The 25,796-nt window shown below is 66.8% G+C and carries 24 protein-coding genes and 2 pseudogenes; 6 read left to right on the top strand and 20 right to left on the bottom strand.

The window, feature by feature from the left end; genetic code table 11:
• Positions 1-77 precede the first annotated feature (77 nt).
• Positions 78-674 (bottom strand): annotated as a pseudogene (locus ACFZCE_RS12720) (methyl-accepting chemotaxis protein); the annotation flags it as partial.
• A gap of 261 nt (positions 675-935) precedes the next feature.
• A pseudogene (locus ACFZCE_RS12715) lies at positions 936-1,886 on the bottom strand (HAMP domain-containing protein); the annotation flags it as partial.
• A 369-nt stretch (positions 1,887-2,255) separates the two neighbouring features.
• Here ACFZCE_RS12715 and ACFZCE_RS12710 point away from each other — a divergent pair.
• Complete coding sequence (locus ACFZCE_RS12710) at positions 2,256-3,023, top strand: glucose 1-dehydrogenase (RefSeq protein ID WP_390939390.1); 768 nt, start codon at positions 2,256-2,258, stop codon at positions 3,021-3,023.
• A gap of 3 nt (positions 3,024-3,026) precedes the next feature.
• Here ACFZCE_RS12710 and ACFZCE_RS12705 read toward each other — a convergent pair whose 3' ends face one another.
• The 5 genes from ACFZCE_RS12705 to ACFZCE_RS12685 form a co-directional block, all read right to left on the bottom strand.
• Entirely contained in the window at positions 3,027-3,575 is a 549-nt protein-coding gene (locus ACFZCE_RS12705) for an NlpC/P60 family protein (protein WP_390939388.1), read from the bottom strand.
• 116 nt (positions 3,576-3,691) lie between these two features.
• Positions 3,692-4,351 carry an NlpC/P60 family protein gene (locus tag ACFZCE_RS12700; protein ID WP_390939386.1) on the bottom strand — a complete coding sequence of 220 codons (660 nt, stop codon included), beginning with the start codon at positions 4,349-4,351 and terminating at the stop codon, positions 3,692-3,694.
• A 68-nt stretch (positions 4,352-4,419) separates the two neighbouring features.
• The gene (locus tag ACFZCE_RS12695) at positions 4,420-5,190 is read right to left on the bottom strand and encodes an NAD-dependent protein deacylase (protein WP_390939384.1); all 771 of its coding nucleotides are present in this window, start codon (positions 5,188-5,190) and stop codon (positions 4,420-4,422) included.
• Entirely contained in the window at positions 5,184-5,891 is a 708-nt protein-coding gene (hda, locus tag ACFZCE_RS12690; protein ID WP_390939382.1) for a DnaA regulatory inactivator Hda, read from the bottom strand. Before hda ends, ACFZCE_RS12695 begins: the two co-directional genes overlap by 7 nt.
• Positions 5,892-5,988: 97 nt before the next feature.
• Positions 5,989-6,903: a cupin domain-containing protein gene (locus ACFZCE_RS12685; RefSeq protein WP_390939380.1), complete on the bottom strand. Its 915-nt coding sequence runs from the start codon at positions 6,901-6,903 to the stop codon at positions 5,989-5,991.
• A 167-nt stretch (positions 6,904-7,070) separates the two neighbouring features.
• On the opposite strand from ACFZCE_RS12685, the gene ACFZCE_RS12680 reads away from it, so the two are divergent.
• Positions 7,071-7,808, top strand: a complete 738-nt coding sequence (locus ACFZCE_RS12680) for an SDR family NAD(P)-dependent oxidoreductase (protein ID WP_390939378.1) — start codon at positions 7,071-7,073, stop codon at positions 7,806-7,808.
• On the opposite strand, the gene ACFZCE_RS12675 is transcribed toward ACFZCE_RS12680, so the two are convergent.
• Entirely contained in the window at positions 7,809-8,537 is a 729-nt protein-coding gene (locus tag ACFZCE_RS12675; protein WP_390939376.1) for an SDR family NAD(P)-dependent oxidoreductase, read from the bottom strand.
• 105 nt (positions 8,538-8,642) lie between these two features.
• Here ACFZCE_RS12675 and ACFZCE_RS12670 point away from each other — a divergent pair, with 105 nt between their 5' ends.
• Together ACFZCE_RS12670 and ACFZCE_RS12665 are read left to right on the top strand one after the other, a co-directional pair.
• Positions 8,643-9,533: a LysR substrate-binding domain-containing protein gene (locus ACFZCE_RS12670; protein WP_390939374.1), complete on the top strand. Its 891-nt coding sequence runs from the start codon at positions 8,643-8,645 to the stop codon at positions 9,531-9,533.
• 159 nt (positions 9,534-9,692) lie between these two features.
• Positions 9,693-10,259 carry an NYN domain-containing protein gene (locus tag ACFZCE_RS12665; protein ID WP_390939372.1) on the top strand — a complete coding sequence of 189 codons (567 nt, stop codon included), beginning with the start codon at positions 9,693-9,695 and terminating at the stop codon, positions 10,257-10,259.
• A gap of 89 nt (positions 10,260-10,348) precedes the next feature.
• Here ACFZCE_RS12665 and rutD read toward each other — a convergent pair whose 3' ends face one another.
• From rutD to ACFZCE_RS12635, 6 genes are all read right to left on the bottom strand, one after another.
• Positions 10,349-11,119, bottom strand: coding sequence for a pyrimidine utilization protein D (gene rutD / locus ACFZCE_RS12660; protein ID WP_390939964.1), 771 nt, complete (start codon positions 11,117-11,119; stop codon positions 10,349-10,351).
• A gap of 8 nt (positions 11,120-11,127) precedes the next feature.
• Positions 11,128-11,520, bottom strand: a complete 393-nt coding sequence (gene rutC, locus ACFZCE_RS12655) for a pyrimidine utilization protein C (protein WP_390939370.1) — start codon at positions 11,518-11,520, stop codon at positions 11,128-11,130.
• Between the two features lie 9 nt (positions 11,521-11,529).
• On the bottom strand, positions 11,530-12,291 hold the full coding sequence (gene rutB / locus ACFZCE_RS12650; RefSeq protein ID WP_390939368.1) for a pyrimidine utilization protein B: 762 nt from the start codon (positions 12,289-12,291) through the stop codon (positions 11,530-11,532).
• Positions 12,292-12,294: 3 nt separating this feature from the next.
• Positions 12,295-13,410, bottom strand: a complete 1,116-nt coding sequence (gene rutA / locus ACFZCE_RS12645) for a pyrimidine utilization protein A (protein ID WP_390939366.1) — start codon at positions 13,408-13,410, stop codon at positions 12,295-12,297.
• Positions 13,411-13,560: 150 nt separating this feature from the next.
• Positions 13,561-14,865, bottom strand: a complete 1,305-nt coding sequence (locus tag ACFZCE_RS12640) for a solute carrier family 23 protein (protein WP_390939364.1) — start codon at positions 14,863-14,865, stop codon at positions 13,561-13,563.
• A gap of 138 nt (positions 14,866-15,003) precedes the next feature.
• Positions 15,004-15,912 (bottom strand): EamA family transporter, encoded by a 909-nt coding sequence (locus ACFZCE_RS12635; RefSeq protein WP_390939362.1) that lies wholly within the window; start codon positions 15,910-15,912, stop codon positions 15,004-15,006.
• A 162-nt stretch (positions 15,913-16,074) separates the two neighbouring features.
• Here ACFZCE_RS12635 and ACFZCE_RS12630 point away from each other — a divergent pair, with 162 nt between their 5' ends.
• The gene (locus ACFZCE_RS12630; protein WP_390939360.1) at positions 16,075-17,994 is read left to right on the top strand and encodes a DNA topoisomerase 3; all 1,920 of its coding nucleotides are present in this window, start codon (positions 16,075-16,077) and stop codon (positions 17,992-17,994) included.
• 52 nt (positions 17,995-18,046) lie between these two features.
• On the opposite strand, the gene pepN is transcribed toward ACFZCE_RS12630, so the two are convergent.
• The 6 genes from pepN to ACFZCE_RS12600 are packed head-to-tail and all read right to left on the bottom strand — an operon-like array spanning position 18,047 to position 24,564.
• Positions 18,047-20,704: an aminopeptidase N gene (gene pepN, locus ACFZCE_RS12625; protein WP_390939358.1), complete on the bottom strand. Its 2,658-nt coding sequence runs from the start codon at positions 20,702-20,704 to the stop codon at positions 18,047-18,049.
• Between the two features lie 11 nt (positions 20,705-20,715).
• Positions 20,716-21,546, bottom strand: coding sequence for a DUF2797 domain-containing protein (locus ACFZCE_RS12620; protein ID WP_390939356.1), 831 nt, complete (start codon positions 21,544-21,546; stop codon positions 20,716-20,718).
• Complete coding sequence (locus ACFZCE_RS12615; RefSeq protein ID WP_390939354.1) at positions 21,543-21,803, bottom strand: DUF1315 family protein; 261 nt, start codon at positions 21,801-21,803, stop codon at positions 21,543-21,545. Before ACFZCE_RS12615 ends, ACFZCE_RS12620 begins: the two co-directional genes overlap by 4 nt.
• 30 nt (positions 21,804-21,833) lie before the next feature.
• Complete coding sequence (locus tag ACFZCE_RS12610) at positions 21,834-22,703, bottom strand: rhomboid family intramembrane serine protease (RefSeq protein ID WP_390939352.1); 870 nt, start codon at positions 22,701-22,703, stop codon at positions 21,834-21,836.
• Positions 22,700-23,671, bottom strand: a complete 972-nt coding sequence (locus ACFZCE_RS12605; RefSeq protein WP_390939350.1) for a metallophosphoesterase — start codon at positions 23,669-23,671, stop codon at positions 22,700-22,702. Before ACFZCE_RS12605 ends, ACFZCE_RS12610 begins: the two co-directional genes overlap by 4 nt.
• A complete protein-coding gene (locus ACFZCE_RS12600) occupies positions 23,671-24,564 on the bottom strand; it encodes an NAD(+) kinase (RefSeq protein WP_390939348.1) in 894 nt (297 codons plus the stop codon). The genes ACFZCE_RS12605 and ACFZCE_RS12600 overlap by 1 nt, the downstream gene beginning before the upstream one ends.
• Positions 24,565-24,696: 132 nt before the next feature.
• On the opposite strand from ACFZCE_RS12600, the gene ACFZCE_RS12595 reads away from it, so the two are divergent.
• Positions 24,697-25,629: a DUF1853 family protein gene (locus ACFZCE_RS12595; protein ID WP_390939346.1), complete on the top strand. Its 933-nt coding sequence runs from the start codon at positions 24,697-24,699 to the stop codon at positions 25,627-25,629.
• Positions 25,630-25,796 lie beyond the last annotated feature (167 nt).

Genomic DNA, 25,796 nt, shown 5'->3' with positions numbered 1-25,796 from the left:
TAAAACCACAGGAGAGAACAGGGCTTTTCACCCTCAACCTAGCGCTCTGATTGCCTAAGCGAATGCCGGGCGCGCGCCTAGACCCTGAAGTGCCCGACCATCCCCTTCAAATTAGCCCCCAACTGCGCCAGCTCCACGCTGGAGGCCAGGTTGCCCTGCATGGCCTGGGCCGACTGGTCGGCGCTGGCGCGGATGCTGGTGACGCTGCGGTTGATCTCTTCCGCCACCGAGGTTTGCTGCTGGGCCGCGGCGGCGATCTGCTGGTTCATCTGTTGGATCATCGACACCGCCTCGGCAATCCCGGCCAGGGCGGTTTCGGTTTGCCGGGCATCGCCCACCGCCAGCCGCACCAGCTCGCCACTGCCCTGAATCTGCCGCACCGAGGCGTTGGCGGCTTGGCGCAAGGCCGCCACCAACCGTTCGATTTCCTCGGTCGATTGCTGGGTGCGCCGGGCCAGCGCGCGCACCTCATCGGCCACCACGGCAAAGCCGCGGCCCTGCTCACCGGCCCGCGCTGCCTCGATGGCGGCGTTGAGCGCCAGCAGGTTGGTTTGCTCGGCCACGCTCTTGATCACATCGAGCATTTGCCCGATGTTCTGGATTTCCGCGCTCAGGCTCTGGATGCCATCGCTGGCGGCTTGGGACGAATTGGCCAACTGGTCGATGCGCGCCAGGCTCTGGCGCAGCACCTGCTGGCCGCTGTCGACCCGCGCGTCGGCGGCCTCGGCGGCCTGCGCCGCCTGCTCGGCGTTGCGCGCAACGTCATGCACGGTGGCGGCCATCTGGTTCATCGCGGTGGCCACCTGCTCGGTTTCGGCCTGGGCCACGTTGACTTCCTGATGGGTTTGCTCCGCCACCGTTGAGAGCGATTCGGCGTTGCCCGCCAACTGCACGATACCCGCCTGCAAGCCGCTGACGATCTGCGCCAGCGCCGTGCCCATCTGCTGCATGGCCTGCATCAACTGGCCGATCTCGTCGCGGCGGGTCACCGCGCCGCCACTGCTGAGGTCGCCCTGGGCGATGGCCTGGGCGCGGGCAATCACTTGCCGCAGCGGGCCGACCACCAGCCGGGTGATCAACCACGAGGCCAGCACCCCCACCAGCAGCGCCAGGGCCGAGGCGGCGATGATCAGCACCACGTTGTTGCGGATGTCGGCCTGCATGGCGCTGTAATGGTCGGCGTAGGCTTTGTCTACCAGGGCCATGGCCTGGCTGGCGCGGTCACTGAGCTGCTGGTACACCTGGCGCTCCTTGGCCAGCAGGTCGGTGTACTCACCGAGCTTGTCGGTGAACGCACTGATGTGGTTGATCACCTCGTCGAGCACCGTCTGGTAGCCGGCGTCCTGTACCTGCTCGCGCAGTTCACGCACGGTTTTCAAGGCCTGGGCGGCTTCTTCGATGCGCCCGCCGGCGGCGGCGTCATCCCCTTTGCGGGCCTGCTCCAGGCGCACCCGCGCCTGCTCCATGGCCTGCAGCATCAGGCGCGACACCTGGGTCACCTGGCCGGCTTGCTGGATGAACTGCGCGCCGTTCTCGCCTTTGGAGTCCTTGAGGTAATAGGCGCCGTCGTCGGACAACCCCGACTGCAACACATCGAGGTTATTCGCCACGCTCGACACCGACCAACTGGCCATTTCCAGGGCGAGGTCTTTCGACTGGTTGATGTCAACGAACTGGTCGAAGGCCTGGCGGTAGGCCTTCAGCGCTTGGTCTACCGCCTGCATCGGCGCATCGTTGGCCGGCGACAGCGCGCGCAGTTGGGCAGAGCTGGCCAGCAAGGCGTCCAGGCCCTTGCGAAGGGCATCGGCTTCGTCGCTCTTGCCGTGCAGGGCGTAGTCTTTTTCCACCTGGCGCAGGCTCAGCAGCCGGCTGTTGAACTCGCTCATCTGCTGCAGGCCGTCGAAGCGCTTGCCGATCGTGCTCAACGACCACACGCCCAACGCCGCCACGCAGGCGGTCAGCAACAGCACCAGGAAAAAACCCGTTCCGAGCTTCTTGGCCATGCCCCAATTGCTCAGCAGCCCGCCATGGGTCGTACTCATCAGCCCATCTCCCCCGAACCTTCAATACCACCGTATCGAAAGGTTGCGGCCAGGCTTTAGCCCGGGCAAGCGCAGCGCGTCGCAATAATGGCAAAAAGCTAGGCGCGCGTCGCAATCAGGTATGTACGGGGCGCTCGGCGCAGTTTGACTGAACCTTGCGGCACCGCGCCGCTTCCAAAACTCATCCGCACCCGTTCCCTCTGGAGGCTCTAGATGAATCGTTTCGACGGCAAAGTTGTGATTGTCACCGGCGCAGGCTCTGGCATGGGCGCCGCCACCGCGCTGCGGTTCGCCGCCGAAGGCGCCAGCGTGGTACTGGCCGGGCGCCGCGCCAACAAGCTCGAGGAGGTTGCCGCGCGCTGCCAAGGTGGCCACACCCTGGTGGTGCCTACCGACGTCAGCGACTGGGACCAGGTGCGCGCCCTGATCGATAAGACCGTGGCCCAGTTTGGCGGCATCGATGTGCTGGTGAACAACGCCGGGGTGGCGGTGATGGGCAGCCTGACCGGCACTTCGCTGGAAGAATGGCACAAGGTGATGAACATCGACGTGAACGGCGTGGTGTACGGCTGCCGCGCGGCCATGCCGCACTTGCTGGCGCGCGGTGGCTGTATTGTCAATGTGTCTTCGGTGTCGGGCCTGGGCGGCGACTGGGGCATGAGCTTCTACAATGCCGCCAAGGGCGCGGTGAGCAACTTCACCCGCGCCTTGGCGCTGGAATACGGCGGCCAGGGCGTGCGTGTGAATGCCGTGTGCCCGGCGCTGACCATGAGCGAGATGACCGCCGGCCTGGCCGACAACGCCGCGCTGATGAGCCAGTTCGCCGAGCGCATCCCCCTGGGCCGCGGCGCCGAACCCGAAGAAGTCGCCGACGTCATTGCCTTTTTGGCCAGCCCCGATGCGCGCTTCGTCAACGGCGTGAACCTGCCGGTGGACGGCGGCCTGCACGCTTCGAACGGGCAGCCGCGGGTGGGCCTGTAACGGCTAGGGGTTGTTGGCGAGGCTCTGCGGCTCGATCACCCGCTTGGCGTCCAGGTAGGCCTTTTGCCAATAGGGTTTGTCGAGGTATTCGAGGCGCACCGTGCCGCCGGTGCGCGGGGCGTGCACAAAGCGCCCTTCGCCCACATAGATGCCCGCATGGCTGACCTGCCGGCCGCCCTGGGTGGAGAAAAACACCAGGTCGCCTGAGCGCAGGTTGGCGCGGTCGATGCTTTGCGCGCGCATGTTGATCATCTCGTTGGTGGTGCGCGGCAAGGCGATGCCCGCGGCGTCCCGGTAGACGAAGTCGATCAAGCCACTGCAATCGAAGCCCGAGGCCGGCGTGTTACCGCCCCAACGATAGGGCGTGCCGACCAGGCCGATGGCGCGGAACAGCACATCATCGGCCTTGGCCGAGGAAAAATCCGCCGGGGCAGCCGCGAACGGGCGCGGCGCCGGGGCCTCGACCACGGGGGGCGGCGGCGGCGTGGCACAGGCTGCCAGCAGGGCCGCCGCGCAGGCGGCCAGCGCTAGCCGAGCTTGAAATAATGCCATGACAGAATACTCACTTTAGACTGCCGATGAAGACTAGCTCTTAAGACCCTGTTTTCCATGAAAAACCCCGGCAAAGAACTGCCGTTCGTCGCCGGGGTGTTTTCAGCTGTTGCAGATTACTTGGTTGAAACGCTGGTGCTCGGTGCCATGGCCAGCAGGCGCTTGGCCTCGATATAGGTCTTGGCCCAGTAGCTGTCATCGAGGCTGTCGATGCGCACACCACCGCTGCGGCGGCTGCTGGAGTGGATGAACTGGTCATCGCCCAGGTAGATGCCGGTGTGGCTGACCCGGCCGCGGCCGCGGGTGCCGAAGAACAGCACATCGCCCGGTTTCAGGTTGCTGCGGGCCACCACGGGGGCCTGCATGTTGATCAGTTCGCGGCTGGAGCGCGGCAGGGTCATGCCGGCTTCTTCGCGGAACAGGAAGTTGACGAAACCACTGCAATCGAACCCGGCTTCGGTGGTGCCACCAAAGCGGTAGCGGGTGCCGATCAGGGATTTGCCGCGTTCCAGGATGCTGTCTGCCAGCATGGGCAACTGGTAGCCCTTGTCGCCGCTGAAGGCGGCCATGGCGTCGTCGTCGCTGGCCGAATCGCTGTCGAGGTTTTCGAACGGCGAGGCACTGGCGTGCGGGCGCAGCTTGAGCGGTGCCGGCTGCGAGCGCGGGGCGCTGGCCTGGGTGTATTCCTGCTGCTGCGACACCGGTGAATTGGCGGCGCAACCAACCAGCAGGGTAAGGAGTGCGAGGGGCACGAGGGGTGCTAAGCGAATAAGCATGGGCACGACCGTGACATTTAGAAATAATGAAGTGGCGACTATGCCTTCAATCGTGACTATTTGCAAATTCAATCGAACAAAATGTGACTCACGATTTCCGGGATTGCATCTAACGCGCTCATCGCCAACTGGCAATCCACGCCAAACCCGAGCGAGGCCGGCATGGGGTTGATATCCAAGGTAAAACCGCCCCGCGCCTGGGCCCGCAGAACAGGCTCGGCGATGTACGCAAAACTGGCGGTAGTCCCCAGGGTGACCACGGCGTCATAGCCGATGGCCAGCTCTTCATAGAGTGCGTGTATGGCCGCTTCCGGCAAACGCTCCTCGAAAAGCACCACAGGCGGCCGAAGTACACCTTCACAGTGGCTGCACCGTGGTGGTAAAGGCCTATGCAAATGCGCGGCCAACTCCGGGCTTTCGGCGCCACAACTTTGGCAAAACAACGGTGAGAGCTGCCCGTGGATTTCAATCAGGCGCTCTGGCGGGCTACCTGCGGCACGGTGATAACCGTCGATATTTTGCGTCAGCACCCACACCCCGTCGCGGGCCTGCTGCCAGCGCGCGATAGCAAAATGGGCTGCATTTGGGTGCGCGCCCAGGCAGGCGCGCCCTAATTCGGCAAGATACCGCCAGCACAGGGCAGGATTTTGACGCAGCATCGGCCCGGAGAGCGCCTGCTCGATTGGCACCCCGTCGGCGGTGTTGCCGTTGTACAGGCCGCCGATGCCACGGTAAGTGGGCAGCCCGGAATCCGCCGACAAGCCCGCCCCGGTGATCACCAGCACCCGCCGCGCCTGGCGCAGGGCGTGGATCGCCGGTTGCAGGGCCGGGTTCACCAACCCAGGGTTTCTTTGAGGAAGGGGATGGTCAGCTTGCGCTGGGCCTGCAATGAGGCTTGGTCAAGGCGCTCGAGGGTGTCGAACAGCGAGCTCATGCTGCGGCTGCCGCGGGTGAGAATAAAATGCCCGACTTCATCGTTGAGCTGCAGCCCGCGCCGCGACGCGCGCAGTTGCAGGGCGCGGAGTTTGTCTTCGTCCGACAGCGGGCGCATCTGGAAGATCAGCGCCAGGGTCAGCCGCGACTTGAGGTCCGCCAGCTTGATCGGCAGCTCCCGCGGCGACGCCGAAGCGGCGATCAGCAGGCGCCGGCCACTGTCGCGCAGGCGGTTGAACAGGTGGAACATGGCCTCTTCCCAGTCGGGCTTGCCGGCGATCACGTGCAGGTCATCGAGGCACACCAGGTCGTACTGGGCCAGGTAATCGAGCAGTTCGGTGCCGCGGTCGAGCAGTTGCGCCAGCGGCAGGTACACCGCCGACTGCCCGGTTTGCTCGAAGCGCAGGCACGCCGCCTGCAGCAGGTGGGAGCGGCCAACGCCCTGCTTGCCCCAGAGGTAGATAAGGCTTTCGGTCCAGCCGGCCTCGGCCTCGCACAACCGCTCGACATAGCCGAGCGCCGCGGCGTTGGCGCCGGGGTAGTAGTTGGCGAAGGTGGCGTCGTCTCGCAGGCGCACACCCAAGGGCAGCTGGACAGGTTGTTTCATGCGGTCGCGCTGGCGTTACCTGAAAACGTGAATGGCGAATTCTATACGCGCCTACCGGCCGGCACAACGCACGGTAGAGCCTTGCCGAATCAAAGGCTTATCCGGGGCTGGCGGCGGCGCCCCGGGCGGCCTGGGCAAAGCGCGCCGGCGGCATCCCCACCTGGCGGCTGAAGGCCACGCTGAAGGCACTCGCCGAGCCATAACCCAGGCGTTGGGCGATCTGCCCCAGGTTGCTCGCCTGCTCGCGCAGGTACTGCTTGGCCAAGGCCATGCGCCAGGCCAGCAGGTAAGCCATCGGCGCCATGCCGACCTCGCGGTTGAAGCGCTCGAAGAACGCCGAGCGCGACAACGCCGCGGCGCGCGCCAGTTGCGCCACCGTCCAGCGCTCGGCCGGGCGCTCGTGTAGGTGGCGCAGCGCCACCGCCAGCCGAGGGTCGGCCAGCCCGCGGATCAACCCAGGCGCCGCGCTGGGCGCCGAGGCACGCAGGGCCTCGATGAACACCACCTCCAGCAGCCGCGCCAGCACCACCTCGCGTGCCGGGCGCCCGGCCTGGAATTCATCGCGCACCAGTTGCACCAGGGTGGCCAGGCGTTTTTCCTGGCGCACGCGCATCACCCGGGGCAGCAACTGCACCAGCAGGCCGGCATCGGGCGAAGCGAACACACAGTGGCCGATCAACGCCTGGCCCTCGGCGGGGCCCGCCTGCTCGCCCACCCGAAAGGTGGCATTGCCCAGTTCCACGGGCAGGCTGTTTTCCCCCTCTGGCGGCGGCTCGAAGCTGGTCATGCAGAACTCGTAGGCGGCGGGTACCAGCACGAAGTCGTCGGCCTCCAGCAACAGCGGCGGCTGGCCGCTGACCCGCAGCCAGGCCCGGCCTTCGAGCACCGCGCAGTAGAACGGCTCGCACACCTCGCTGCGGCTGACCCGCCAGCGGCCGGCCTGGAACACGTGCTTGGTGTAGCAGGCGGTGGGCTGTAGCAGGGCGACGACTTCGGCGAGGGGGTCGGTCATGGGCTGGGCTCTGGGTGTGTGGGAGTGAGCTGAACTCACAGGAGGCCGCCAGCGGCAGCCACCTGGAATGGACGCTCGAACATACATACTGGACGCTCAATGATAGCCAGTCCAACCCTGCCCGCCTATGGTGGTTGCAACCCCACCGCCCCACCACGAGGTATCCCATGCCAACCGTACTCATCACCGGCTGCTCGTCCGGCTTCGGCCACGCCATCGCCCTGCACTTTCTCGAACAAGGCTGGAACGTGATCGCCACCCTGCGCACCCCGCAACCCGGCCTGCTGCCGGCCTCCAGCCGCCTGCGGGTGCTGGCGCTGGACGTCACCGACGCGGCCAGCATCGCCCAGGCGGTTGAGCAGGCCGGCGACATCGACGTGCTGGTGAACAACGCCGGCATCGGCGTGCTCAACCCGCTGGAAGCCATCCCGATGGCCACGGTGCGCGAGGTGTTCGAAACCAACACCCTCGGCACCATCGCCCTGACCCAGGCGCTGCTGCCGCAATTTCGCCAGCGCAAGGCCGGGGTGATCGTCAACGTGACCTCCACCGTGACACTGGTCGCGCTGCCGCTGCTGGCCGTGTACACCGCCAGCAAGGCAGCGGTGAATGCCTTCACCGAGGTGCTGGCGCTGGAGCTGGCCAGCTTTGGCGTGCGCGTGCGGCTGGTGCTGCCCGGGCGGGCGCCGAGCACCCGCTTCGGCGAAAACGCCCGCACGCGCATGGCCGGCGCGCCCGAGCCCTACGCAGCGCTGCTGGAACAGATGATCGCCAGCATCAGCGACGGCGGCCCGGTCACCTACGCCGAAGACGTCGCCCAAGCGGTATGGCAAGCCGCCACCGACCCTACCAGCCCGATGCGCCTGCCGGCCGGGGCCGACGCGGTGGAGTGGGCCAAGGCCTGATCAATGAAACGCCCGGGTTGGCCGTACCACCAGCTCATTGACGTCCACCTCCTCAGGCTGCTCGATCGCATAGCGCACCGCCCGGCCGATGGCATCGGGCTGCAGGGCGATGGCGCGGTACGTGCTCATCGCCGCCTGGGCGGTGGGGTCGGTGATGGTCGAGGCCAGCTCGCTCTCGACCACCCCCGGGTGAATGCAGGTCACCCGCAGGTCGGCGCGCTCTTGGCGCAGGCCATCGGAAATCGCCCGCACCGCGTACTTGGTGGCGCAGTACACCGCCGCGGTGGGCGACACGCTCAGCGCGCCCACCGAGGCGATGTTGATCACATGCCCGCTGCCGCGGCTGGTGAACTCCGGCAGCACCGCGGCGATGCCATGCAGCACGCCCTTGATGTTCACATCGACCATGCGGTCCCATTCTTCGGTTTTCATCGCCGCCAGCGGCGACAGCGGCATGATCCCGGCGTTGTTGATGATCACATCCACCCGCCCCCAGCGCTCGCGAGCGTACTGGGCAAAGGCCTTGACCGCGGCGCTGTCGGTCACATCCAGCGGCTGCCAGGCCACCCGGGTGGCGCTGGGGTCGAGCTCGGCGGCCAGCGCCCGCAAGCGCTCGGTACGGCGCGCGCCCAGCAGCAGGGTCGCGCCAGCGGCGGCCAGTTCACGGGCGATACCTTCGCCAATGCCGCTGGAGGCGCCAGTGATGAGGATAACTTTGTCGAGAGGCATGCAAGGCTCCTGATAAAGAGGCGGGGTGTTGACGCCACGGTACCCCCGGGGCATTGTTCAGAGAACTCCCCTTCTCCTTACCGAACTGGTTAGCAACGCTTACCTATGCTCACCGACCTGAACCTGCTGAAGATGTTCGTGGCCGTCGCCCAGGCGCACAGCTTCCGCGCCGCCGCCGAGCGCCTGGGGGTCACCCGCTCGGCGGTGAGCCAAGGCATCCGCCGCCTTGAAGACAGTCTGGGCATCAGCCTGGTACTGCGCAGCACCCGCCACGTGCGCCTGACCGAGGCCGGCGAGCGCCTGTACGCCCAGGCCAGCGGGCACTTGGCCGGGTTGCTTGGGGCCCTGGCCAACGCCACCGACCAGGGGCCGCCACAGGGGCTGCTGCGGGTGGCGGTGACGTCGATCGCCGAGCAGTTTCTCGACGGCCCATTAATAGCCCGCTTCGCCGAGGCCTACCCCGGGGTCACCCTCGACGTGACTGTGACCGACGAAGAGTTCGACATCGTCGCCCGCGGCTTCGACGCCGGCGTGCGCCTGGGCGAGGTGATCGAGCAAGACATGGTCGCCGTGCCACTGACCGGCGAGCAGCGCCAGGTGGCGGTGGCTACCCCCGCTTACCTGGCCCGCCACGGCCAGCCGCGGCACCCGCGCGAGCTGGTGCGGCACCGCTGCATCGGCTGGCGCCCGGCGCCGGAGGTGGCGCCCTATCGCTGGGAGTTCAGCGAGCACGGGCAAGCCTTCGACGTGGCCGTGCAACCCCAGGTGACCAGCAACGACATGCTGCTGATGGTGCGCACGGCGCTGGCCGGCGGCGGCATCACCTTCGGCATCGAGGCGACCTTTGCGCCCTACCTGGCCCGCGGCGAACTGGTCACCCTGCTCGATGAATTCCTGCCAGCGTTCCCCGGCTTTTACCTGTACTACCCCAGCCGGCATAACCTCGCGCCCAAGCTACGGGCGCTGGTGGAACATGTGCGCGCCTTCAGGGGCTGAGGTGTGAGCTTCCCACACTGCGGGACGCCCTTGTAGGAAAACCCTGCAATCACCGTAAGCCCCGGCCCAAGCGGCCTGCGAGGCATTGCCGAGGGTATGGCCGCGTTCCATACTCGCCGGCCTTTCAGCCTGCGCGCAGCCGCGCCAAGGGGTTCGGCCATGGCCATCGGTTGGTTCATCGACGGGGCATTCCTGTACAAGTGCTACCCGCGGCAACTCGACTACACCAAGCTGCGCTACTGCATCGAAGCGGAGCTCAACGACCACATCGACGAGGGCTACTACTTCAACTCCGACGACGACCCGCCGCGCTCCACCAAATTCAACCATTACCTGTCCCAGCACCCGCCCCTCGGGCCGGGCCTGCGCACCAAAATCTACTGGCTGTCGAAACGCCGGCTGTACTGGCCCTATAAGCTCGGCGGGCAACCGGTGCTGCACCCCGATGACCCGAACGTGCATTACGAGCTGACCCAACAAAAAGCCGTGGATGTGGGCCTGGCGTTCCATATGGTGCGCTCTTACTACCAGCGCAAATGGGGCAAGCTGGTGCTGTGCGCCGGCGATGGGGATTTTCACGAGCCAGTGCAAAGCCTGGTCGAGGGGGAGAACGTCGACCTCTACCTGGTGGGCACGCAAAGCAGTATTTCCGCCGAACTGCGCGGTTATGCGCGGCGGATCATCGAAGTGGACCAAGAGCCGTGGCGGTCGCAGGTCGAGCGCTAGCGGCCCGCCCCTGGCCAGTTCATGGGTTTAGTGGTGTTTACCCGGTTGCCCGCTGCGCCGGGCATGCGCCCTGGCGCCCTACCGCCTCATCAGCGCCCCAGGAAACCCAGCAACACTTCGTTGAACAGCTCGGCTTCGGTCACGTTATGAGCATGCCCGCCATGGGCCAGGGTGTGCTGCACCGCGCCGGCGATGCCCACCCGCAACCGGTCGGAGCAGGTGTAGGGCACCAGGGCGTCGTCCTTGGCCACCGACAGCAGCGTGGGCACCTCGATCCGCCCCAACTGCGCGGCCACGTCGAACTGGCGCAGCGCGTTGATGCGCGCGTGCATCGTCTCGGCCCCGGGGAAGTGGGCCAGGGCGTGGTCCACCTCGGCCTGCACCCGCTCGGCGTGGGCCGCCGCCCAACTGGCCGGGTACAGAAAGATCGGCTGGGCCTCCACGTAGGCCTTGGCCCCCACATGGTCGAGCAAGGCCAGGCGCGCCTCGAAGCACCGCGCCGAGTGTGGGTTGGGCGCGGCCCAGGCGTTGATCAGCACCAGGCTGGCCACCGCCCGTGGTTGCTCCAGCGCCAATTGCAGGCCCACCAGGCCGCCCAAAGCATGGCCGATGAAGTGGCAGCGGCTCACGCCTTCGGCGTCGAGCAACTGCTTAACGTCCATCGCCATGTGGGCGATGCTGTAGCCCGCCGGCAGCGCCTCGCGGCTGCGGCCGGTGCCGCGCTGGTCATAGGCCAGCACCCGGTAGCCGGCAGCCACCAGCGCCGGGATTTGCCCAGCCCAGTAGCCGGCAGCGCCACCCAGGCCTGAGCTGAGCAGCACCACCGGCCCCTGCTCCGGGCCATGCCATTCGCGATACAACGCCATGCTCAGGCCCCCTTGCCCAGGTGGGCCACCGAAGCGATTTCCACCAGGGCCTCGGGCTTGACCAACCCCACCTGCACGCAATAACGCGCCGGCTTCACCCCGGGGAAAAACTCGGCGTACACCGCGTTGATCGCCGGGTAGTCTTCCCAGTTCTTCAGAAACACGTGGTTGAACGTCACGTCGTCCATGGTGCCACCGGCGGTTTCGATCACGCCCTGGATAATGTTCAGTACATGGCGGGTTTGCGCCGCGGCGTCGCCCACGTGCACCACGTTGTTGTCGGCGTCGAACGGCAGCGTGCCGGCCACGTAGACGATACCGTCGGCGGTGGTGCCAGGCACGAACGGGCCGATCGGGGTGCCGGTGCCGGCGGGGATGATGGCGTGTTTAGGCATGCTGTTCCCTCAGGTGGTCAAGACCGGCTGGGCCGCGGTAGTGGCGCAGAACGCCTCGACCGTGCTCACCCAGCCAAAAAAGGTTTCGATGTTGTACAGCGCGCCGGCCTGGATGGCCGCGCCGCCCAGTTCATGGGTGGCGTCTTCGAGCACGATGCCGAAGTACTCCAGGTGAAAACCATCGCGCAGGGTGGCCTCCACGCACACGTTGGTGGCGATGCCGGTGAACACCAGGTTGCGGATGCCGCGGGCGCGCAAGGTGCTGTCCAAGGCGCTGTTGAAGAACCCGCTGTAGCGTGTTTTCGCCACCACCAGGTCCCCGGGTTGGGGCTGCAGGGCATCGACCAGTTGGTAGTCCCAGCCGCCCTTGGCGAGGAACTGCCCCTGCAGTTCTGGGCGCTGGCGCATGGTTTTCAGCGCGTTGGACTTGTACCAGTTCGGCGAAGCCGGGCCGCCGGCCTCTACATAGGCGGCGTCCCAGCCGTTTTGCAGGTACACCACCACGATGCCGGCCCGCCGCGCCGCCGCCAGCGCCTGGCCAATGCGGCCAATGACCCCCTGGGCGCCGCTGATGTCAAAGCCGGCGGTGTGCACGTAACCGCCTTCGCTGGCGTAGGCGTTCTGCATGTCGACCACCACCAGGGCGGTGTTCGACGGGTGCACGAACACCGGCTCTGGCCGCGCCGGCAACACCCAGGGCGCGCCGCCGGGCACCTGGGCGATGCCCACCGGGGTGGTGGAAGCGAGCGTAACGCTGTGCCCGATGGCCATGGTTCAGCCCTCCGCCACGGCCGCGCCGGCCCACTGGGTCGCCACCGGCGAATCCGCCGCGGCACGGCTGCGCATCAACGGTTGGATGCGCGTGCCGAAGGCCTCCACCCCCAGCACAAAGTCGTCGAAGGTCAGCAGCACGCCCTCGGTGCCAGGCACCTCGGCGACCTCATCGAGCAGCCGCGCCACCGTGGCATAACTGCCCACCAGGGTGCCCATGTTGATGTTCACCGCCGAGGTGGGGTCGGCCATCTGCCGCACGTTGGTGTCGGCACCGGATTTCTGGTCCACCTGGCTTTGCACGCCCAGCCAGGCCACGGCCTCTTCGTCGACGCCCGCCTTGTAGTGCTCCCATTTGGCCCGGGCAGCGGCGTCGGTTTCGTCGGCGATGACCATCATCAACACGTAGGTGCTCACCTGCCGGCCGGTTTGGGCGGTGGCGGCGATCAGCTTGGCGGCGGCCGGGGCAAACGCCGTGGGGGTGTTCACGCCTTTGCCGAAGCAGAAGTTGTAGTCGGCGTACTGCGCGGAAAACGCCATGCCGGCGTCGCTCTGCCCGGCGCAGATCACCTTGACCGGCGCCTGCGGGCGCGGGCTGAGGCGGCAATCGTCCATGCAGAAGTGCTCGCCCTTGAAATCGGAATGGCCGCTGCCCCACAGCTGGCGCAGCACCTGGATGTACTCGGCCAGGTACTGGTAGCGCGTGGCAAAGAACTCATCCCCTGGCCACAGGCCCATTTGCGAATACTCCGGGCGTTGCCAGCCGGTGACCAGGTTCACCCCAAAACGCCCGCCGGAGATCGAATCGATGGTCGAGGCCATGCGCGCGACGATGGCCGGCGGCATCACCAGCGAAGCGGCGGTGGCGAACAGCTTGATCTTGCTGGTCACCGCCGCCAGGCCCGCCATCAGCGTGAAGGATTCCAGGTTATGGTCCCAGAATTCGGTTTTGCCGCCGAAGCCACGCAACTTGATCATCGACAGCACGAAGTCGACGCCATAGTGCTCGGCGCGCTGGGTGATGGTTTTGTTGAGTTCGAAAGTGGGTTGGTACTGCGGGGCGTTTTCGGACAGCAACCAGCCGTTGTTGCCGATAGGGATGAAAATTCCAATTTTCATAGGCATCTCCGCTCGCATCGACCCCTTTCGGGGCACGCTCGGAAATAGCCGCAGCATAGGCCATGCCACAAATGAAAACGGCCGGGCCTTCAAACGGTTAGGCAGCGCCCACCGCTGAAAACCCGACCGAACGGTCGAGAAAAAGCACCCTTAGTGGGCGCTTGCTCCGGGTTGGGGCACGTGGCGCGCGCCCAGCAGCAGGTTCAGCAGGATCGCACCGAAGGTGGCGGTGCCCAGGCCGTTCAGGGCAAAGCCACCGAAGTGCAGGGTGAAGTCACCGGTGCCCAGCACGATCGGAATGGCCGCGATGAACAGGTTGCGGCTGTCGCCGAAATCGACTTTGTTCTCGACCCAGATTTTCGCCCCGGCGATGGCGATCAAGCCGAACACCACGATCGACACCCCGCCCATCACCGGCACCGGGATCACCTGCACCATGGCGCCGAACTTGGGCGAGAAGCCCAGCAGGATGGCCACCAGCGCCGCGACGATGAACAGCGCCGTGGAATAGACCTTGGTGGCAGCCATCACCCCGATGTTCTCGGCGTAGGTGGTCACCCCGGTGCCGCCCACGCCGCCGCTGACCACCGTGGCGATGCCGTCACCGATGAACGCGCGGCCAATGGAGGCGTCCATGTCGCGCTTGGCGATCGAGGCGATGGCCTTCAGGTGGCCGAGGTTCTCGGCAATCAGGATGACCACCACCGGCACGATCAGCATCGCCGCGTTGAGCGAGAACGTGGGCGCCTGAAAGTGCGGCAAGCCGAACCACGGCGCGCTGGCCACCTGGGCAAAATCGATCGGCTTGCCCAGCCCGGCGCCGTTGCTCAGCACGAAGTAGATCAACGTGGCCAGCACCAGCCCGGCGAGCAACAGCATGCGCTGCAGCAGGCCGCGGGCGAACACGGCGATCATCGCCACACACACGAACGTGACCAGCTGCATCCAGGCGTCGAAGTTCGACGCGGCCATGTTCTTCACCGGGATCGCCGCCAGGTTCAGGCCAATGGCCGCCACCACCGTGCCGGTGACCACCGGCGGCATCAGCCGCTCGATCCAGCGGAAGCCCACCACCTGCACCGCCAGCCCCACGGCGATGTACACCAACCCGCAGAGCACGATGCCGCCCAGCGCCAACGGGATGTTCGGGTTCGGGCCGCTGCCGGCGTAGGCGGTGGCCGCGGCCACCACGCCAATGAAGGCAAAGCTCGAGCCCAGGTAACTGGGCACCTTGCCGCGGGTGACGATGAAGAAGATCAGCGTGCCGATGCCGCTCATCAGCACCGCCACGTTGGTGTCGAAGCCCATCAGCAGGGGCGCGAGCAAGGTCGAGCCGAACATGGCGAACACGTGCTGGATGCCCATGGCGATGGTTTGTGGCCACGGCAGGCGCTCTTCGGGGGCCACCACCCCGCAGTTGTCGGCCCGCACGGCCCAGGAAAACAAACCCTTCATGCTTGAACACCCCTCAATATTTTTAAACCGCCCACGCGGCAGGCTGGCAACAGCAGTTTGCGTGCCAGCCAAGGCCAACCCATGGGAAGCGCAAGGTTAACCAAAAACCCGCCTTCGCGCTTGGCTAACCTCGCTGCGTTAACGCCTTAACGGCCGCCGCACCGCTTGCCCCAGCCACACCCCCGCCAGGGCCAGCGCGCCGCCCACCAGGTGATAGCTGCCCAACTGCTCGCCCAGCCACAGCACCGCTGCCAGCGCCACCAGCAGCGGGATCAGGTTGAGGAACAGGCTGGCCCGGCTCGGCCCCACCGCCTGCACGCCGCTGATCCACAGGAACGGCGCCAACACCGAGGCCAGGGTGCCGGCGTAGAGCACCAGCGGCAGGTTTTGCGCGGTCAGTGGCGAGCGCTCGCCGGCCAGGTACCACGGCAACAGGAACACCAGCGCGCAGCCGACCTGCACGGTGAGCTGGGCCCAACTGTTCAACGGCAGGTGCCAGCGCCGCAGCAACACGCCGTAGAGGGCGTTGGCCAATACCGCCACCAGCATCAGCGCGTCACCGCCCCCCAGTTGCAGATGGGCGATGTTGGCCAGGCTGCCCTGGCTGATCAGCCACAGCACCCCCAGCAGCGACACCACCCCGCCAAGCAGCGCGCCCCAGGTCAGGCGCTCGTTGGCCAGTACACTGCTGAGCAGCGCCGAGCACAGCGGCGACAACGCCAGCAGGATGCCCATGTTGGTTGCGCTGGTGCTATGGGCGGCGTAATACGCCAAGCCTTGGTAAATGACCATGCCGAGCACGCCCAGCGCGGCCAGCTTCGGCCAGTGCTCGCGAACTTGGGCGCGGGCCCGCCACAGCCCGGCGGCGGTGAACGGCAGCAGCAGCACGAAGGCCAGCAGCCAGCGGTAGAAGGTGATCGACGCCGGGCCGATCAGCCCGGCCGAGAGCTTGGTCACCAGGGTATTGCCGGACCAGATGACCACGGTGAACAGCGGGAAGAAGCTCAACACGCCCAGCGGTTTGCCGGGTGAGGACGCAGTGGCCATGGGGAAGGTCCGTTTCACTCAGGGCTGGGCATTTAGCCAGAGAAGCCCGGCCCCTGCAAAGCCCGCCCTGGTAACACTGTATATCCGTACAATTTTAGCTTGCCTCGCCCGCCTCGCTGGCCCATGCTGGCGGCCTGTTCAACCGCGCCGCGTAACCTGCCCATGCGCCTGTTCCTGTGTGAAAAACCCTCCCAAGCCAAAGACATCGCCCAGGTGCTCGGCGCCCGCCGCAAGGGCGACGGCTGCTGGCTGGGCGATGGCCTGAGCGTCACCTGGTGCATCGGCCACCTGCTCGAAACCGCCCCGCCGGATGCCTACGACGCCCGCTACAAAAAATGGGCCCTGGCCGACCTGCCGATCGTCCCGGGCCAATGGAAGATGCAGGTCAAGCGCAAAACCGCGGCGCAGTACAAGGTGGTCAAGCGCCTGCTCGGCGAGGCCGGCGAACTGGTGATCGCCACCGACGCCGACCGCGAGGGCGAGATGATCGCCCGCGAACTGCTCGAGCATTGCCGCTACCGCGGCCCGGTGCAGCGGCTGTGGTTGTCGGCGCTGGACGACGCCTCGATCCGCAAGGCGCTGGCCGCGCTCAAGCCCGGGGCAGCAACGTTCAACCTCTATCACTCGGCACTCGGGCGCTCGCGCGCCGACTGGCTGATCGGCATGAACATGAGCCGGCTGTTCACCCTGCTCGGCCGCCAGGGTGGCTACCAGGGCGTGCTCAGCGTCGGCCGGGTGCAAACCCCCACGCTGCGCCTGGTGGTCGACCGCGACCGCGCCATCGCCGCCTTCGTGCCGGTGCCGTTCTGGGCGATAGACGTACCCCTGGCCACTGCCGAGGGCCGCTTCCTGGCGCAATGGCAGGCGCCGCCGGCGCTCTCCGACGACCAGGGCCGCTGCCTCGACCCCGCCGCCGCCAACGCCGCCGCCCAGGCCATCGAAGCCGCCGGGCAGGCCGAGGTGCGCCGGGTCAAGCTCGAGCAGGTGAAGGAAACCGCCCCCCTGCCCTTCGACCTCGGCACCCTGCAGCAGGTGTGCTCGAAGAAGCTCGGCCTGGGCGCGCAAGAAACCCTCGACATCGCCCAGGCGCTGTATGAAACCTACAAGCTGATCACCTACCCACGCAGCGATTGCGGCTACCTGCCGCTGAGCCAGCACGGCGAGGCGCCGGCGATTCTCGCCGCCCTCACCCGGGCCGACCCCGCCCTGGCGGCCCTTGCCCCGCACCTGCTGCCCACGCGCCGCTCGCGGGCGTGGAACGACGCCAAGGTCAGCGCCCACCACGGCATCATCCCCACCGCGGCGGCCGCCGCGGTGCAGCGCCTGCCCGGCAAGCACCGGGCGGTGTACAGCCTGGTGCGGGCGCGGTACCTGGCGCAGTTTCTGCCTGATCACAGCTTCGACCGCACCCGTGCCGAGTTCGACTGCGGCCGCCAGCGCCTGCTGGCCACCGGCAAGGTGGTCACCGAGCCGGGCTGGAAGCGCGCGCTGCCCGAAGCGCTGGCCACGCCGAACGGCCCGGCGCCGGCGCAGGTGCTGCCGCCGCTGGCCCAGGGCCAACGCTGCGAGGTGGGCAAGGTGGCGCTGAAAAGCCTGCTCACCCAGCCGCCCAAGCCGTTTACCGAAGGCGACCTGATCAGCGCGATGAAGAACGTCGCCAAACTGGTGGACGACCCTCTGCTCAAGCAGAAGCTCAAGGACACCACCGGCATCGGCACCGAGGCCACCCGCGCCAGCATCATCCAGGGCCTGCTCGACCGCGGTTACCTGACCAAACAAGGCAAGGCGCTGGCGGCCACGCCGGCGGCCTTCAGCCTGATCGACGCGGTGCCCAAGGCGATTACCGACCCTGGCACCACGGCGATCTGGGAGCAGGCGCTAGACATGGTGCAAAGCGGCGAAATGCCACTGGAGGAATTCGTGGCCAAGCAGTCGGCCTGGATGGGCCGGCTGGTCGAGCGCTGCCGGGGCTTGCAGTTCAGCGTGAGCGGGCCGCCGGTGGGGGTGAAGCCGCCCTGGCGCAAGGGCGGCAGTGGGCGCAAGCGGCAGGGCGTACCCCGCAAGAAAAAACCCCAGGCTTAACGCCTGGGGCTTCCCTTGCTGCTTCTAGCTTGCCTCTTCAAGCGCCTGGCCACTAGGCCAGGCTCTTGCTCACCACCTCAAACACATCGCTAGACAACTCCCCAGACGCCTTGATCCGCTCCAGCTCGGCCTTCATCAGCGCCTGGCGGGCGCTGTCGTATTTGCGCCAGCGGGTCAGCGGCGCCAGTTGCCGCGAAGCGATCTGCGGGTTGAAGCCGTTGAGCTCGATCACCAGGTCTGCCAGGAAGCGGTAGCCACTGCCGTCGGCGGCGTGGAAGTTGACCAGGTTCTGGCTGGCGAACGCGCCAATCAACGCGCGCACCTTGTTCGGGTTACGCACGTTGAACGCCGGGTGCTGCATCAGCGCCTTCACCCGCGCCAGGCCGCCCGGCAAGCCGCTGCCGGCCTGTACGGTGAACCACTGGTCCATCACCAGCGGGTTGCCCTTGAACTCTTCGGCGAAGGTTGCCAGCGCCTTGGCTTTCTCGGCCTCGAACGGCGAGTTCACCAGCACCGCCAGGGCGGTCAGGCGTTCGGTCATGTTGTCGGCTTGCTCGAACTGCTCTTGCGCGGCGGCGAGCACTTCGGGCTGTTCGCTGAGCATCAGGTAGCTCAAGGTGATGTTCTGCAGCGCGCGGCGGGCGAAGTGCTCGGCGCTGGCCAGGTACGGCGTGGCGCGGGACGCTTCGCGGTTGGCCGAATAGCGCTGCCACAGCGGTGCGTGCAGGTGCTGCGCGAGTTGCTTGCGGGCCACGTCGCGGGCGGCGTGGATGGCGTCTACATCGGCCACCTCGCTGATTTCAGTGAGGTAAGCCTCGCCCGGCAGCGAGAGCATTTCAGCGACCATGGCTGGGTCGAGGCTGGCGTCGGCCAGCAGCGCCTCGAAGGCTTTGATCAGGCGCGCGTCGGCCACCAGCGGCTGGCCAGCCTGGTACTGGCCGATCATTTCCTTGAGCACCTGCACCGCCAACTGCTGGCAGGCTTCCCAGCGGTTGAAACCGTCGCTGTCGTGCTGCATCAGGAACATCAGTTGGTCACGGTCGTACGGGAAGCTCAGCTTCACCGGCGCGCTGAAGCCGCGCAGCAACGACGGCAGCGGCTTGGCCGGCACGTCGAGGAAGGTAAAGCTCTGCTCGGCTTCGGTCACCGCCAGCACGCGGGTGCTGCCCTGGGCGGTGGCCTCGCCGTCCAGCCGCAGCGGCAGGTCGCGGCCCTGGCCATCGAGCAGGCCCAGCTCCACCGGGATCACGAACGGTTGCTTCTCGGCGCTTTCCGGGGTGGCCGGGCAGCTCTGGCGGAAGGTCAGCGTGTAGCGGTGGGCGGCCTCATCGTACTGCTCGCTGACCACCAGCCGCGGCGTACCGGCCTGGCTGTACCAACGCTTGAACTGGGTGAGGTCGGCGCCGTTGGCGTCTTCCATGGCCTGCACGAAGTCATCGCAGGTCACCGCCTGGCCGTCGTGGCGCTCGAAGTACAGGTCGCTGCCTTTACGGAAGCCCTCGGCGCCGAGCAGGGTGCGGATCATCCGCACCACTTCCGAGCCCTTTTCGTACACGGTCAAGGTGTAGAAGTTGGAGATTTCCATAAAGCTCGCCGGGCGCACCGGGTGGGCCATGGGGCCGGCGTCTTCGGCGAACTGGTGGGTGCGCAAGAACGCGACATCCTCCACCCGCTTGACGGTGCGCGAGTTCACGTCGGCGGAAAACTCCGCGTCACGGAACACCGTGAAGCCTTCCTTGAGCGACAGTTGGAACCAGTCGCGGCAGGTCACGCGGTTGCCCGACCAGTTGTGGAAGTACTCGTGGGCGACCACCGCCTCGACCCGCTGGTGGGCGGCGTCGGTGGCGGTCTCGGCGCGGGCCAGCACGCAACTGGAGTTGAAGATGTTCAGGCCCTTGTTTTCCATGGCGCCCATGTTGAAGTCGTTGACCGCCACGATCATGAAGATGTCGAGGTCATACTCACGGCCGTAGACCTCTTCGTCCCAGCGCATGGACTTCTTCAGGCTGTCCATGGCGTGCTGGCACTTGTCGATGTTCTCCGGCTCTACGTAGATACGCAGGGTCACGTCGCGGCCCGAGCCGCGGGTGAAGGTGTCTTCGACGCACCAGAGGTCACCGGCCACCAGCGCGAACAGGTAGGCGGGCTTTTTGAACGGGTCTTCCCAGGTCGCCCAGTGGCGGCCGTCTTCGTCTTCGCCGCTGGCGATCGGGTTACCGTTGGAGAGCAGAATCGGGTACTGCTGCTTGTTGGCCGACAACGAGGTGGTGAACGAACTCATCACGTCGGGGCGGTCGAGGTAATAGGTGATCTTGCGAAAACCCTCGGCCTCGCACTGGGTGCAGAACATACCGCTGGATTTGTACAGGCCTTCCAGCGCGGTGTTGGTTTCCGGGTGGATGCGCACCGTGCTGTCGAGGGTGAACTGCTGCGCCCGCGGTTGCAGGGTCAGGTGGCTGTCGGTCAGCGAGTAGTCGCTGGCGCCGAGCTCGGCGTCATCGAGCTTGAGCGAGAGCAGTTCGAGCTGCTGGCCGTCGAGCACCAGCAGCGGCAAGCCGCCGCCGGCGGCGGGGTTGCGGCGCATCACCAGTTGCGCGTGGACCAGCGTGTGGTCGTCGTGCAGTTCGAAGCTCAGGTGCGTTTCGTCGATCAGGTAATCGGGCGCCTGGTAGTCCTTCAGGTAGATCGTCTTCGGCTGTTCGGTACGCATGGGCCTTGTCCTTACTGATGCACGGCGAGCTGGTAGGCCGTGTATTTGCGAATGTTGATCACGCCAGTGTCGAATATCAGGTATTGACCCTTGATGCCCATCAGCGTGCCTTCGGCCACGGGCTGTTTATCAAGGTTGAAGCTGGCGATCTTGGCCGGGTAGGCCTGCACCGGGTACACCATGCTCACCACGTCGGCCTCCGGCAGCGGCTGGATCGCCTGCAGGCCAAAGCGCGCGTGCAGTGCCGTCAGGCCCTCGGCGCAGCGATCGAAGAGCATCTCGCGCACCTCGACCAGGTCGACCGGCGGCGCATCACCCTTGAGCAGCGCGCGCCAGTTGGTGCGGTCGGGCACGTGGGCGCGGAGAATGTCTTCGACCAGCCCGGATTGCTGGCGGGTGGCCACGCGCAAGATCGGCAGCGCCTGGCTGGCGCCCTGGTCGAGCCAGCGGGTGGGCAACTGGCTGGCGCGGGTGATGCCCACCTTCACGCCCGAGGAGTTGGCCAGGTAAACGATGTGGTCGGTCATGCAGAACTGCTCGCCCCATGCCGGCTCGCGGCAGGTGCCGTGCTCGTAGTGGCATTTTTCCGGGGCCATGATGCACACGTCGCAGGCGGCGAGTTTTTGCATGCACGGGTAGCAGTAGCCTTGGCTGAAGCTGGTCTTGGTGCGCCGGCCACAGTTCACGCAGTGGATCTGCCCCAGGTACTCCAGGCGCAGGCGCTGGCCGATCAGCGGGTTGAGCTCGACCGTGGTGTCACCCAGCCCCAGGCCGTATTGCACCACCGGCGCCTGCAGGCGCACGGCCATTTTACGGACGGAACCACGCCCCAATTCGATCAATGGATGGCGTCCGACTTGAAGAGGATGTTCGCCACCGGCGCGCTCTTCGAGCTGCACTCCTGCGGGCCCATGTAGCCGGTGCGCTGCTCTTCGGGGAGGTTTTGCAGCTCCCAGGCGATCACCGCCTGCAGCGACAGCTCTTTTTGTTCCTGGGTGAGCTTGCGGCCATCGGACCATTTGCCGATTTCCACGGCGAGCTTCAGGCTTTCGTAGATTTCCGGGGTGATGTTTTCGATCAACTGGGTAAACGTGCTCATCGGCGAGTCCAGGGCATGTAAAAAGTTAATTCAGGCTAGTTTACGCCGTGCCAGCGTGCCGCCCAACAGCCCGGTGGCACAACCGACCAACAAACCGCCCACGTGCGCGCCGTTGGCGATTTCGCCAAAGCCGAGCAGCGAGACCAGCCCCGACAGGCACAGCCCCAGCCAGACGAGCATCATCACCAGCACCCCGCGCGGCAGGTAGTACAGCGGCGCCGGGGCGCGCCACTGGTACAGCCAGATGTGCCCGAGCAGGCCATACAGCACCCCGCTCAGCCCGCCGAACAGGCTCGGCCCGCTCCACAGGTACTGGATCACGTTCGATACCGCGCTGAACCCCAGCACCAGGCCAAGCAGTTGCGCGCTGCCCTGGCGCCATTCGATGCGCCGGCCCAGCTCCCAGAACCACAGGCTGTTCATCGCCAGGTGGAGGATGCCGAAGTGGATGAACATCGGCGTGATCAGCCGCCACACCTGGCCAGCGGCCATGGAGTCGGCCCAGGGGCGGAAGTAGGCCATCTCGCCCTGGGCGCGGAAGTCGAGGAAGGTCAGCCAGTGCAAGGGCTCGATGCGCTCGCCCAACAGGCTGTAGCCGCCTACCGCGAAGCACAGCAGCAACAGGATGGCGGTGACCGGGCTGGCCTTGAGCTGCTGGCCGAAGCCCGGGCGGCTGACCGCCGGCACCTGCGCCTGCAGCGCAGCGACGTCCAGTTCGCCCTCGACGAAGCGCGCGTACAGCGCGCGGATCTGCTCGGCCTGGTGCTCATCGCCGGCCCACAGCACCTGTTCGCCGCCTTCTTCACTGACCCGGTGCGGCACCCGCAGGCGCCGCAGCAGGGCGACGAAACCGCCGAGGTTGTCGGCCAGTGGCCGGCGCATCGCGATCACCGCGCTCATGGCGCCAACTCCGGGCGTTTCACATCGACCCAGACGAACTTGCGCGGGTCGATCTGCGCTTCGCCGTCAAGGCGGTAGGCCACCAGCTTGCCGTACAGCACCGCGCTGTAGTCCAGGCAGGCAAGGTTAGGCCGCAGCGGCGCGGGGTGGCCGTTGCGCCAGTAATGGCCCACGAACAGCAGTGGCTCATCGGCGCCGTAGCGCAGCAGGGCCTGTTTCTGGTCCTGGCTCAGGCGTTGGCTGGCCACTTCCTCGGGCAGGGCGTCGGGCTGGAACACGATGTCTCCGTAGGTTTGCGGGTCTTCTTCCCAGAACTTGGTGCGGAAGAACGCCCGGGTCAGGCCGTCGCCGCCGGTGAGCGTGAGGCCACCGGGCAGGCGCATGTCGGTGCCGCGCAGCAGCCGGTCGAACACCTGGCAGGCGAAGCTGCCCGGCAACGCGGACGCTTGAATGAAGGCGCGGTCAACGCAGCCCTCAGCGAAGCGCTCGCGCAAGGGGCCGATCAGGCCGTGGTCCCAGCAGGCGTGGACCACGCGAAAGCGCCCGGCGTCGATGAACAGCGGCAGCTCAAGGAACCAGCCCTGAAAGGCCTGCCAGTCTCCCGGGTGATGGGCGAACTGCTCCAGCGTCGCCCCCAGCAGGCGTTCGTGGCGCGGGGTGTGCTCACGCACCCAGGCCTTGCCGCTGCCGGCCGGGGCCGGGGTGTTCCAGCCGATGGCGTTGTACTCATGGTTGCCCATGATGCAGAACGCCTCGCCGGCGTCGACCATGTCGTGCACCGTGTGCAGGGCCTCGCGGATCCGCGGGCCACGGTCGATGATGTCGCCGAGAAACAGCGCCTGGCGCCGCGGGTGGCGCCAAACCCCGCCCTGGCGGCGGTAGCCGAGCACGTCGAGCAGGTGTTCCAGGGTGTTCGCGCAACCGTGTACATCGCCGATCAGGTCGTAACTTCGCGCAGGGTCGAGCATCAGTCGCCTCCGCCGCCGCCCAGGCGGCTGCCCCAGCCGAGCTTGGTCCGGCAGACTTCGTAATAGTTATGGTCCAGCGGGTGGATCAAGCGCAGCTTCTGCGGTTTTTTCTTCACCGTGATGGTGTCGCCGGGGGCACAGGTGAAATGGTTCTGGCCATCGCACGACACCTGCGGGTAGATGGTCATGTCTTTGGCCACGACGATCTTCAGCTCGCTGTTGCCGTCGACCACGATCGGCCGGCCCGACAGCGTATGCGGGTACATCGGCACGATCACCACGGCGTCGAGCTTGGGGTGCATGATCGGCCCGCCGGCCGACAGCGCGTAGGCGGTAGAGCCGGTGGGGGTGGCGATGATCAGGCCGTCGGCCTTCTGGCTGCAGACGAACTGGCCGTCGATCCAGATTTCGAACTCGATCATCCGCGTGGATTTACCCGGGTGCAGCACCACGTCGTTGAGCGCGTCGCCCTGGCCGATGGCCTCGCCGTGGCGGCGCACTTCGGCTTCGAGCAAAAAGCGGTTTTCGACCAGGTAATGGCCGTCGAGCACCTGGCCGACCTTTTCTTCGAGCTCGTCGGGGCGGATGTCGGTGAGAAAGCCCAGGCTGCCGCGGTTGATGCCCAGCACCGGGGTGTGATGGCGCGCCAGCGCGCGGGCGGCGCCGAGCAGGCTGCCGTCGCCGCCGACCACGATCACCAGGTCGCAGACTTCGCCGAGCAACTTGCGCGCGCTGACCTGCAGCCCGTGGCCGGGCAGCACCTCGGCGATGCTGTCGTCGAGGATCACGTGCAAGTGGCGTTCGAGCAGGAAGCGCTTGAGCCGGCGTATGGTGTCGACCACCTGGGTGCTGCCGAGGCGGCCGATGATACCGATATTGCGAAATTGCTCCATGGGGCTCCCGCGACTACTGGGCTGGCGTTTGCGAGGGATTATAACAGCGTCAAGGGTGGGGCTGTTCCCGCGCTGTGCGGCAGTGCCGTATCACCATAGCCAACACCCAGCGGCAATGGTTCAATGCCCGCCATGAACCCGTTCAGCCACCTCGCGCCCCTCACCTATCAGTTGCGCCCCGACTGTGTGCGTGACCTGGCCTGGGCGCTCACCAGCCCGCCGCTGCTGAGCGCGGCGCCGTGGTACCAGCGCCACCCGTTGCAAGGCAGCGACTGGGCGCGCGCGCCGGCGGCGCTGGAGGCCTGGCTGCGGCAGTTGAGCGCAGAACCGGCGCCGCTACTGGCGTTCTTGGCGCAAAGCTCGGTGCGCCGCCTGGGCCTGTATTACGAGCGCCTGTGGCAGTTTGCCCTGGCGGCCGCGCCCGGGGTCACCCTGCTCGCGGCCAACCTGCCGGTGCGTGACGGCGGCCGTACGCTGGGTGAATTCGACCTGCTGCTGCGCGACGCTGAGGGCGAGCACCATTTGGAGCTGGCGCTGAAGTACTACCTCGGCCCGCCCGCCGGCGGCGGCCACAGCCCCGCGCAGTGGCTGGGCCCCGGCGCCCATGACCGCCTCGACCGCAAGCTGGCGCACTTGGGCGAACAACAACTGCGCCTGGCCGAACACCCCGGCGCCGCCGCGATCCTCGCCGAAGTGGGCGCGCGGCACACCCGCCCGAGCCTGTGGCTGGGCGGCTACCTGTTCTACCCCTGGCCCCAGGGCTGCACCGGCCCGGCCGGCGCGCACCCGGCCCACGGCCGCGGCGCCTGGCTGCACCGCCAGGCCTGCCCGGCGCTGGCGCAAAGCCTGCCGGGCGCGCGCTGGGCCGCCCTGCCCCGCGCCCGCTGGCTGGCCCCAGCCGCGGCCCAGCCGGGCTTGAGTGGCGAGCAGATGTACCTGGCGTTGCTGGCGCTGGAGCCGATGATGCAAGCGCAGATGGTGGTGCGCCTGGGTGAAGATGGCAGTGAGTGCGAGCGGCTGTTCGTGGTGCCCGATGCCTGGCCGGATTTGCCACGGCGGTATTGAGGGCCCATCGCCCGGCACAGCCGGCCTCCCACGGGTTCTGTGTTGCCTTGTAAATCAAGCACTAACACAAATCTGGTGGGAGGCCGGCTGTGCCGGGCGATGGGCCCTGAAGCTCATGCACAAAATCAGCAGAGCTCACAGATTGATCTCTTCCGTAAAGCCGTGAA

Origin of the sequence: Pseudomonas sp. NPDC007930, assembly GCF_042958985.1 — a bacterium.
Taxonomy (GTDB): Bacteria; Pseudomonadota; Gammaproteobacteria; order Pseudomonadales; family Pseudomonadaceae; genus Aquipseudomonas.
This window is presented reverse-complemented; position numbering and strand designations above follow the sequence as displayed.